The 9148-nt window shown below is 59.4% G+C and carries 6 protein-coding genes and 1 pseudogene; 3 read left to right on the top strand and 4 right to left on the bottom strand.

Annotated features, from left to right (window positions below):
• The first annotated feature begins 662 nt into the window (after positions 1–662).
• A complete protein-coding gene (locus ACLHHB_RS07790) occupies positions 663–1805 on the top strand; it encodes a DegT/DnrJ/EryC1/StrS family aminotransferase (RefSeq protein ID WP_410217704.1) in 1143 nt (380 codons plus the stop codon).
• Here ACLHHB_RS07790 and ACLHHB_RS07785 read toward each other — a convergent pair.
• Positions 1802–3403: a GMC oxidoreductase gene (locus tag ACLHHB_RS07785; RefSeq protein WP_410217703.1), complete on the bottom strand. Its 1602-nt coding sequence runs from the start codon at positions 3401–3403 to the stop codon at positions 1802–1804. The genes ACLHHB_RS07790 and ACLHHB_RS07785 overlap by 4 nt on opposite strands.
• Positions 3404–3765: 362 nt before the next feature.
• Between ACLHHB_RS07785 and ACLHHB_RS07780 the strand changes: the two genes are divergently transcribed.
• Entirely contained in the window at positions 3766–4683 is a 918-nt protein-coding gene (locus tag ACLHHB_RS07780; RefSeq protein ID WP_410217702.1) for a glutaminase, read from the top strand.
• 188 nt (positions 4684–4871) lie between these two features.
• On the opposite strand, the gene ACLHHB_RS07775 is transcribed toward ACLHHB_RS07780, so the two are convergent.
• The gene (locus ACLHHB_RS07775; protein WP_410217701.1) at positions 4872–6236 is read right to left on the bottom strand and encodes an NCS1 family transporter; all 1365 of its coding nucleotides are present in this window, start codon (positions 6234–6236) and stop codon (positions 4872–4874) included.
• A 37-nt stretch (positions 6237–6273) separates the two neighbouring features.
• Positions 6274–6972 (bottom strand): aspartate/glutamate racemase family protein, encoded by a 699-nt coding sequence (locus ACLHHB_RS07770; protein ID WP_410217700.1) that lies wholly within the window; start codon positions 6970–6972, stop codon positions 6274–6276.
• Positions 6973–7111: 139 nt separating this feature from the next.
• On the opposite strand from ACLHHB_RS07770, the gene ACLHHB_RS07765 reads away from it, so the two are divergent.
• Complete coding sequence (locus ACLHHB_RS07765) at positions 7112–7777, top strand: GntR family transcriptional regulator (RefSeq protein ID WP_410217699.1); 666 nt, start codon at positions 7112–7114, stop codon at positions 7775–7777.
• A gap of 501 nt (positions 7778–8278) precedes the next feature.
• Here ACLHHB_RS07765 and ACLHHB_RS07760 read toward each other — a convergent pair.
• Positions 8279–9073 (bottom strand): annotated as a pseudogene (locus ACLHHB_RS07760) (IS5 family transposase).
• Positions 9074–9148: the final 75 nt, after the last annotated feature.

Genomic DNA, 9148 nt, shown 5'->3' with positions numbered 1-9148 from the left:
GGCTTCCTTGGGCTCATCGACATCACAGCGATCCGCCTCTGGCTCCGCTGTTTGTCAACATGATCTAACCGAAGAGGACCCTTCACTAGCCAAGGCTCTCACCTGCGGCAAGTACTCGCATGAAGCATATCGAGCATTTCACCTTCCCTTCTTTTGGAAATTCTTTGCTGAGGATGATTTTGTATATACAATTTCCTCATGGTTGCAGCTATAATTAGAAATTGGGTTATGTTTAGCGCCGGAGAATTTATAACACGGTCGTCGATGGCGACAAAGTTCTGGAGTAGCATTTCCTAAAGTGGCCGCCTGTACTAATACTATATAAAGGCACGAACGCCCCCAAAAATTCGTAGCCATAAATAACGATTTGCTCATGCTTGGCAGCCGGAACCACCAAGAACTTTGTCTTGCCGTCTGGTGGGAAGACATGCGGATGTAGCCGGTACTTTACGCATGAAACCGGGATGATTATAGCTTTTGCTACTTTGCAAAAGTACCTTTGACACCGCTGTTCATGGTATGCTTATTGGCTCAAAGCTCAGGTAACTGACGGCTATGCGAAACTGGCTCGGGAGTCCCCCTTGCCATAATGACCCCGGTGCGGGATGTGAACAACCGCACGAAGCGCGCGTTCCCGTACCATCTGTGATATGGAGCGAACAGTGCCAGACGTCGGTCTAAGAGAGTGGTTTGCAGTCGGACGCGCCATCGCAAACGGTCATCTGCTGCGCTATGACCCCGGTGCGAACCTGGCATCGAAATTTGAGAGTGAACTCGGCGAAACGACCGGCGCCAAGCATGTGCTGGCCGTAAACTCTGGTACGAGTGCGCTTGTTGCCGCGCTGGCGGCTGCCGGAATCGGTCCCGGGGATGAGGTGCTGGTACCGGCCTACACGTGGATGGCCACAGCCGCAGCGCCGGTGCAGGTTGGCGCCGTGCCTGTGCTCGTGGACATCAATGAAACCCTGACCATCGATCCGGATGACATTCGCGCAAAGATAACCCCTTACACCCGCGCAATCATTCCGGTCCATATGGTCAATGCGCCATGCGACATGGACGCCATCATGTCGATTGCGAAAGAGCACGGCCTGATCGTCATCGAAGATGCCTGTCAGGGCGTCGGCGTCCGCTACAAGGACAGGCACTGCGGGGCGATCGGGGATCTCGGTGCCTTCAGCTTCAACAAGATGAAAAACATGAACATCGGCGAGGGCGGCGCTGTTCTGACAAGTGACGAACGCTATTTCATCCGTGCCCGAAGCTATCACGATCTGGGATCGCTGGTCCGCCAACACGGAGACCAGCTCAATGAACCAGAATTTGTGGGAATGAACCTGAAGGTCACTGAAATTGACGGCGCAATGCTCAGGGTTCAGTTGCAAAAAGTGGTTCCGATGCTGCGCCGGATGCAGAAGCGGCGCGCCGTTCTGGCCAACATCCTTGCGCAAAGCCAGGAGTTCAGGGTCACGCCGCACAATGACCCCCAATCCGCCGTCAGCCTGTCGATATTGGCCCCCACGCGGGAAAAGGCAATCGAACTGACGGGGAGGCGTGGCGTTCATAACCGGCTGCGCGACAGTTCAAAGCACCTTTACACGAACTGGGAGCCAATTCTGCAGAAGCGGACGTTTCACCCCAAAATGAACCCTTGGGCTTGGGCCAAGCGCGACATCGTATATACGCCAGACATGTGTGCACGCACGCTCGATATTCTTGACCGGACATGCATTGTCACGCTGGGGATGCGTTATCCCACCCCCCTTATGGCATTGATCGCCCGGAAGCTGGCCGCGGCGGGCTAAGCAGCCTGCAATGATCGGAATTGGCGCGCAGCCGCATGTGCCGCTGCGCGCGCAGTCAAAGCCATGATCGTCAGGGTGGGGTTGTGGACATGCTGCCTTGGAAAGCATGCGCCATCGGTCACATAGAGGCCTGGAACATCCCAGCACTCGTTGTTTGTATCCACCACGGAGGTGGCGGGATCCGTGCCCATTCTGGCCGTTCCGCATTCATGAACGCTCATCCCTCCGGGCGACAGATCGGTATTCACCACCAGATCCGTCAGGCCTAGGTCCGCAGCTAACTGGCGGATGATCTCTTCCTGACGGCGCGCCTTGGTGCGCTGTTCTTCCGAGTGCTGGAAACGAATGACCGGAACCGGCATGCCATACCGGTCACGCTGCGTCGGAGAGAGCGTCACCCGATTCCACGGGTTCGGAAGCATTTCGGCGAAGGAGACGATATCGACGCGCGCGCCTCCGCCGGGTCTGGAATGGACGTGGATTTGCAAGCTGACGGATCCATCCAATGCTTCGTGCGGAGGGATGTGGATGCAACGCCCCGGCTCCGACTGTTCGGGCAGGACATCGTCTAGCCTGGATCGAAAGCCATGCCCGCTCATCACCGCATGATCCATAAGATAACAGCCAAGCGCAGATGAGCCTGTTCCAACGCGCGAACTTGCCTCAGTCGGGCGGGAAAGCATCAGAATTCGCGTGCTTTCGATCGCCGATGCGCAGAGGAATACGGTCGGCGCATATGCGTTCCGAACGTCGCCGGTGCGGCTGTCAACCCACTCCACACCCTCGGCAGCCCCATTGTCATCCTTGAGAACACGCCGCACCACGGCTCCTGCTTGACACACGAGGCGGCCGGTGCCGGCGGCTTGTTCCAGCCATTGCGATGGCGCTGCAAAACTCCCCAGGACAGGCTGCGCCTGAGGCCATCGCGCTTGGATGACGCCCATGATCGCCTGTTCTGAACCCGTTGGCGCCAGGATGTCCGCCAATCGGCTACTTTTGGGCGCGTGCAAAGGTTGAGCCCCGCCTTTCAGCTGTAACTTGTCCTCTACCCAACCGTACCATTCATCGAGGTCTTCTGTCCCGAATGGCCAGTTGATCTCGTTGCTATCCGAGCCTGCAAGTTTCATCCCGGCAAGCCTGTAATACTGCCTGCCGTGTCCGGGCACGATCATGCGCCCGCCCGGCTGACGCGAGCGAAACCACAAAAACTCGCTGTTTTCCTCGGTCTGATACGGACAGTCACGATCATCGACCAGCAGATCGGGTGCCATTGCCCAGGCAAAGCATTTCGACTGCACAGGTTGGCGGGCACGGCCCAGCAGACGGAAGGCGCGCTCGCCAAGGCGCGCAAGATTGGGGGGAAGCCTGCGCTCTGCTTCGACCTTTTCGAGAAACCGGGCCACTGCCGTCAGCGATCTGGTCACGGGGTTGGCCGGACGGGAGCCAAGGGAGCCTGCCTCAAGGACCGCCACCTTGAAGCCCGCCTCGCACAGTCGCGCCGCAGCGACACCGCCAGCGGCTCCTGACCCGACAACGATTGCATCAAATCGGCTGCCGTTCGCAATTGGCACGCCAGCCCACATGTCTGCCGCTGTCATGGTCCCACCTTACTCATCACACATACAAGCACCACATTTAGCTTGCACTTATCGTCAAACTCTGAATGCGGTATTTAATGGCTTTTGGCCTAACTGATCGCGGTCCCGTCCGTCAAGTTGGCTAAATTTACAGGGTGGTTCGGGAAATGATCAGGCAGCACTTGCCGTTGTGCTGAAAACGGGGGTTAGCCTTCCTCTCGCCGATCCGGGTGAGGACCGTCACCGTCTTGTCCCGAGTAGAAGCTTTTGCCTGACCATCAGGCAGCATTCAAACGATCTTACGCAACATTTGCAGGCTTGAATGCGTTGCAGCCACTCCTGTGCCGGTCCGTTCCTTGGGCCCTGCCCGACCTGAGGATTGTATGACACAAACGCTGAGCCACTTTCTGGATGATCTGGACGCAGAGATTCGCGAGCGCGCCGAATGGGGCAACGTGGCGGATCACATTCCCGAACTGGCTGAAGTCGATCCTGCGCAGTTCGGCGTTGCCATCGTGCTGGCCGATGGGCAGTTGCTGAAGGCCGGGCAGGCGGGGCAAACTTTCTCGATCCAGTCGATCAGCAAGGTGTTTTCCTTGGCCTGCGTGTTGGGGCGCATTGGCGAACAGCTCTGGCAGCGGGTCGGGCGGGAACCGTCCGGAGACGAGTTTGACTCGATCCTCCTCCTAGAGCACGAAAAGGGTCGCCCCCGGAACCCCTTCATCAACGCGGGCGCATTGGTGGTGACGGACGAACTGCTGGGCGCACGCAGTCCTGACCAGGCCATGGCCGAGGTGCTGACCTTTCTGCGCGCCGCTGCGGGCGACGAGGAAATCTACATCGATCAGGCTGTGGCCCGATCCGAGGCCCTGACCTCGCACCGTAATGCGGCCTTGGCTCATTACTTGCGCAGCTTCGGAAACCTCAATGCGCCGCCTGACACCGTGCTGAAGGCCTACTTTCACCAATGCGCCATCGAGATGAACTGTGTGCAGCTGGCTCATGCCGGGCGGGTGTTTGCGGGGATCGGACCGGACCCCTCGTTGCTGTCCCGCGAAAAGCAGCGCCGCATCAATGCGCTGATGATGACCTGCGGACAGTATGATGGATCCGGCAACTTCGCGTTCAGGGTGGGAATCCCCGGCAAATCCGGAGTGGGTGGCGGCCTGCTGATGATCGTGCCGGGGCAGGCATCCATCGCCATATGGACACCGGGACTGGACGACAGCGGCAATCCTCTGGCGGGAACGGTAGCTGCTGAAAGACTGTCAAAGTTCACCGGCTGGTCCGTCTTCGGGTAGAGCACTGGCGAGTGGCGGTAAACTTTATGGGATTTGCTGCAACAGCGTTGCCTTGGGTGGCTTTGCAGCGGTATGAACGCCGCAGAGCCGTTTCCAAACAAGACTGAGCCCCAGATCAGGCCTGGCCGACCTCTCTATGGCATTGCCCGCAGGAAAAATGCCATCGCAGAAATGCGTCCCGCTGGCTCCTAAAGGGAGAAGCGGCGTGCAGAAGGCAAGTATCTCATCAGCAACAGATAGCTGACGCCAGCGGGGACAAGGCTTGCATACCAGCTGATTGCTGAAAAGCTGAGCGCTGCAACGACGCCAATCGCCGTCGCAATGAAGGCGGCCGGGTTGATGCCGCGATAAGGGCCATTTTCGTCGTACAACTGCGCCAAGTTCAGGCTTTGACGACGGATGACATAATAATCGACAACCAAGATGGCAAAGATCGGACCCAGGAACGCGCTGTAGGTCTGGATGAACAGCCCCAAGCCCGCTGCGGATTCGTCGCGCACCAGCAGCCAGGGAAAGGTGGCGAAGGCAAGCAGGCCCACGATCACCGCGGCGGTGCGGAAGGACAGCTTGAAGACATCCATCATCGCATAGGCCGGTGGCACGACATTGTTCAGGATGTTGGTCGTTACCTGCGCAAAGGCGATGAACAGTAGTGTCACGACCAGCAGGATCTTGTTGTCCACCGCACTGGCAAAGACCCGAATGGGATCGACCTCACCTGTGGCCGACGACACCATCAATCCGATCAGCCCCATGAACAGCGTCGCCGGCAGGATCGAATTGGCATAAATGAGCACTTGTCGTCCCGATCCCACCTTATGCTGCAATTCGCGAGAATAATCCGACACATTCAGCATCATCGTGGAATAAACACCCAGAAACAGCATGGTCGCGCCCCAGAAGGGTGCGCCCCATGTACCCTCTGCCTGAATCAGGTTGGTGCTGATCTGGTCGCCGTAACGGCCGATGACGCTGAAGAACATGTAGACCAGTGCGCCAATGATGAAGACGGCGCCTATGTTTTCCAGCCACTTGATGCCATGGAAGCCCAAGACGGACAGACCGATCTGCAGGAACTGGAACCCGATGAAGAACAGCCAGATGTTGGAGTAGCCGAACATCGTTTCGCTGACGAGGTTCAGCGCGCCTGCGCCGATCCAGCTCTGAAAGCCGTACCAGACGACGGCCGGAACCGAGCGGACCAGTGCCGGCAGTTTCGTTCCTGAGAAACCATAGGCAGATCGTGCCTGCACCATGAAGGGAATGCCGTATTTGTGGCCCGCACGTCCATTGATCATCAGGGCGACGCCGATCACCGTGCAGCCAATGGCGATGGCCAGCACAGTCTGGATCAGGTTCAGCGTGCCCACCAGGCCCGACCCCACCGTAAAGGTCCCGATGCTGACGCAGCCGCCCAGCCAGGCGAACAGGTAGGACCATGGGTCCATGATGCGCACCTGCTGGGGCGCCAGCGACTCCTCGCCCAGCTTTTTGTCATCTGCGACCTGGGCCGCAAGCGGCGCGTGATCTGCAGCTACTCCCGTATGGGTCATGTGTCAGACTCCCTGTCTGAGGATGTGGCGGTTTATCTTATTTTTGGATCGGTCGCGCGTAGGCGCCGATCTTGGATGTCTTCAGCCCCGCCCCGACCATGGCCTCGGCGAATCTCGTGGCAACGGTCACGCCGTCGATGACCGGGATGCCGGTTTCGTGGCTCAGCCACTCGGTCAGGTCGGACATGCCGGCACAGCCCAGAACCACCGCCTCGCAACGGTCTTCCTCGATGGCGCGCAGGATCTCGGCACGGACCAGCTGGCGGGCGTTCGAGCCCGGTTCCTCCAGCGCCAGCACCGGGATCTCGGCCGAGCGCACGCGGCGACATTGGTGATCCAGCCCGTATTTGCGCACCAGATCCTCGATCACCGGAACCGATCGCGGAAGGGTGGTGACAATGGAGAACGAAGTGGCAATCATGCTGGCGGCCTTGATCCCGGCCTCGCAGATGCCGAGGACAGGTCCCGTCGCGACCTCGCGGCAGGCTCCAATGGCCGGGTCGTCGAAACAAGCGACGATTATCGCGTCGGCCCCCTCGGCTTCAGCTTCCTGGACTTCACGCAGCAGATGGGCGGCCGACATGACTTCGTCAAAATGGCCTTCGATGCTCTTGGGGGCCCCATGGGCAGTTCGCCCCTGCACCTCGACCCCATGGGAGGCCACGGCACGGGCCGAAGCCAATATCTTGTCAGTCATCGATGCTGTGGAATTGGGGTTGATCACGACCAGCTTCATTACAGTCTCCATTATCGGCAGCATCATTGCTAACATAAATTGTTAACAATCCGTAACATTATTTTAATGCTTTTTGGAAAGGCGCATCTATGTTGCAGATGCCTGTCAAAGCTGCGATCTGAGAACAATGGACAAAGCATTGGAAACCCGTATCGCCGACAGCATTCTTGACGCCATTGCCGATCAGCGGCTCCGTGCTGGCACCAGGTTGGGCGAACAGGCACTGTCCGACATTTTCGGCTGCAACCGTGTCCACGTACGAAGGGCATTGTCGATGCTCACGGCGTGGAACGTGGTCGAGCATTTGCCCCATCGTGGTGCCTCCGTGGCGACGCCCACGCTGGATGACGCCCGGCACGTGTTTCAGGCGCGCCGCGCCATCGAGGCCACGATCTGTCGCAACGTCCTACGCTCAGCCACCGCCGAGGACATTGCCGCGCTTCGGGCTCATCTCACCGAGGAGGAGGCCGCGCGGGGTCAGGACAATCGCTCCCGCGCCATCCGCTTGTCCCGGATGTTCCATATTCTGATGGCCAGCATCGGGCGCAATCCGGTCTTGGCGCGCTATGTCGACGAGTTGACTATGCGGAGTTCGCTGATCATCGGGCTTTATGGCAGCGGCCATGCAACCCTGTGTGCCGATGACGAGCATTCGCTGGTCGTTGACGCCATCGAAGCGCGTGACGAAGCACGGGCACTTTCGCTGCTGGACGACCACCTTCGCCACATCGAGACCGGGATCCGGTTCGACAGCGACAAGGTAAGCAACGACCCGCTGTCAGCGGCGCTAGCCTTGAAGCAGTAGCTGCGTCCGGCTCTTATGCTGCAGACACTCAGTCTTTCTGTGTCATGGCAAGCATGTCTTGGTCCACTTCAAGACGCGGCGGAGAGCGAGTTCAGCATGGTTTCGATCGCTTTTGCAAAGCATTTGCTCCAGGATTACGGTGCAAATGGTGCCAGCGGCCTGTGCTCCGCAAGCGGCTGCGGCAAGGGCCGATGCTGGAGCTCTTCGGCCGGTAGCGGCGCGATGGCTTGGCTAGGGGTACCTGATCCGGCGACCGTATCCGAGGCTGGAGGGTTGGCAAGCTGGATCACAAGGCGCGGCTGATTCCTCCAGCTTGCGGGGAGCCTTCCATGAAGCGGCAAAAGAATGCCTCGGCAGATGCTGACGCCATTTGTGAAGCCGCAGAGCGCGATACGGTCTGTGACCATAAAGGCGAGGCGACCCCACGCGTGGCTGCAGTGTTTCGAGGTGCGCGGTCTCCTCATTCAACTGCGGATTCAATGTACTTCAACGGCAATTGGCCTATACAGGATGCATCCGACAGCTTTTTGCTAATGTCGTTCTTGCTCCCCGGCAGACAAGGACAGTTGCGTCCAATGCGATCGCGGAAAGGGGGGCGGGGCACCTGTCGTGAGCTCTCGGACGACCCGTCTTTCGTCCTTCAACCGAGACCGACCATGATCGCGAGGCGCTTGCGTCCCTTGTGGCGGCTCTTATCCTATCTCGCTGTCTTCCTGCGACCCCTCCGGGGGCGCACGCTCTTGTTCCCCTGTTCTCCAACACTTTTCTTCTCCGGGTCAGCATCCTGTCCCCGGGCTGCCAAAAGCCAGTCACTCCCGGGCAGGCACCCCAACAGCGCCGCCGCGCCATAGTGTGGTCGCCGTTTCTGACCTGCCGGCATCAAGAGCCGGATGGGGCGGTTTTTCGCATCGGTCACGGCATGCGGCTTCGTGGTCATGGCGCCTTTTGATCGACCGATCGGGCGACCGCGCCCCCCTTTTCGCGCGCAGGCTGCCACTCCTGCGGTCGCCTTCCGATGCGTTGCGTCGATCATGATGCGTCCTTGCATCGGCACCCTCGGCGACCAGACCGATCATGATGGAGCCGAAGACCCCGTTATCGCTCCAGCGTTTCGAGCGATCGTGGAGGGTCCTTGGCCGGCCCCCATCCTCTCGGGGCATCGCACCACCGCAAGCCCTGGCGCTCAACGAAGACAATGCCGCGCAACACCCGCAGATCGTCGACATGCGAGCGGCCACGGCTCCGGAGAAGGAAAGGGCGAAGGCGCGCCACCGGCGCCTCGGTCAGCCAGAACAGGGTGCTCGTCCAGCAGGTCCCCTTGCCAGGCCTGAAGCACCCAGAGGAGCAGGAAGACGATGCGGCTGGAGGCTA

It is taken from the genome of Paracoccus sp. (in: a-proteobacteria) (assembly GCF_046462195.1).
GTDB lineage: Bacteria > Pseudomonadota > Alphaproteobacteria > Rhodobacterales > Rhodobacteraceae > Paracoccus.
The sequence above is the reverse complement of the archived record's forward strand: the minus strand, read 5'-3'. Positions and strand labels throughout refer to the sequence as shown.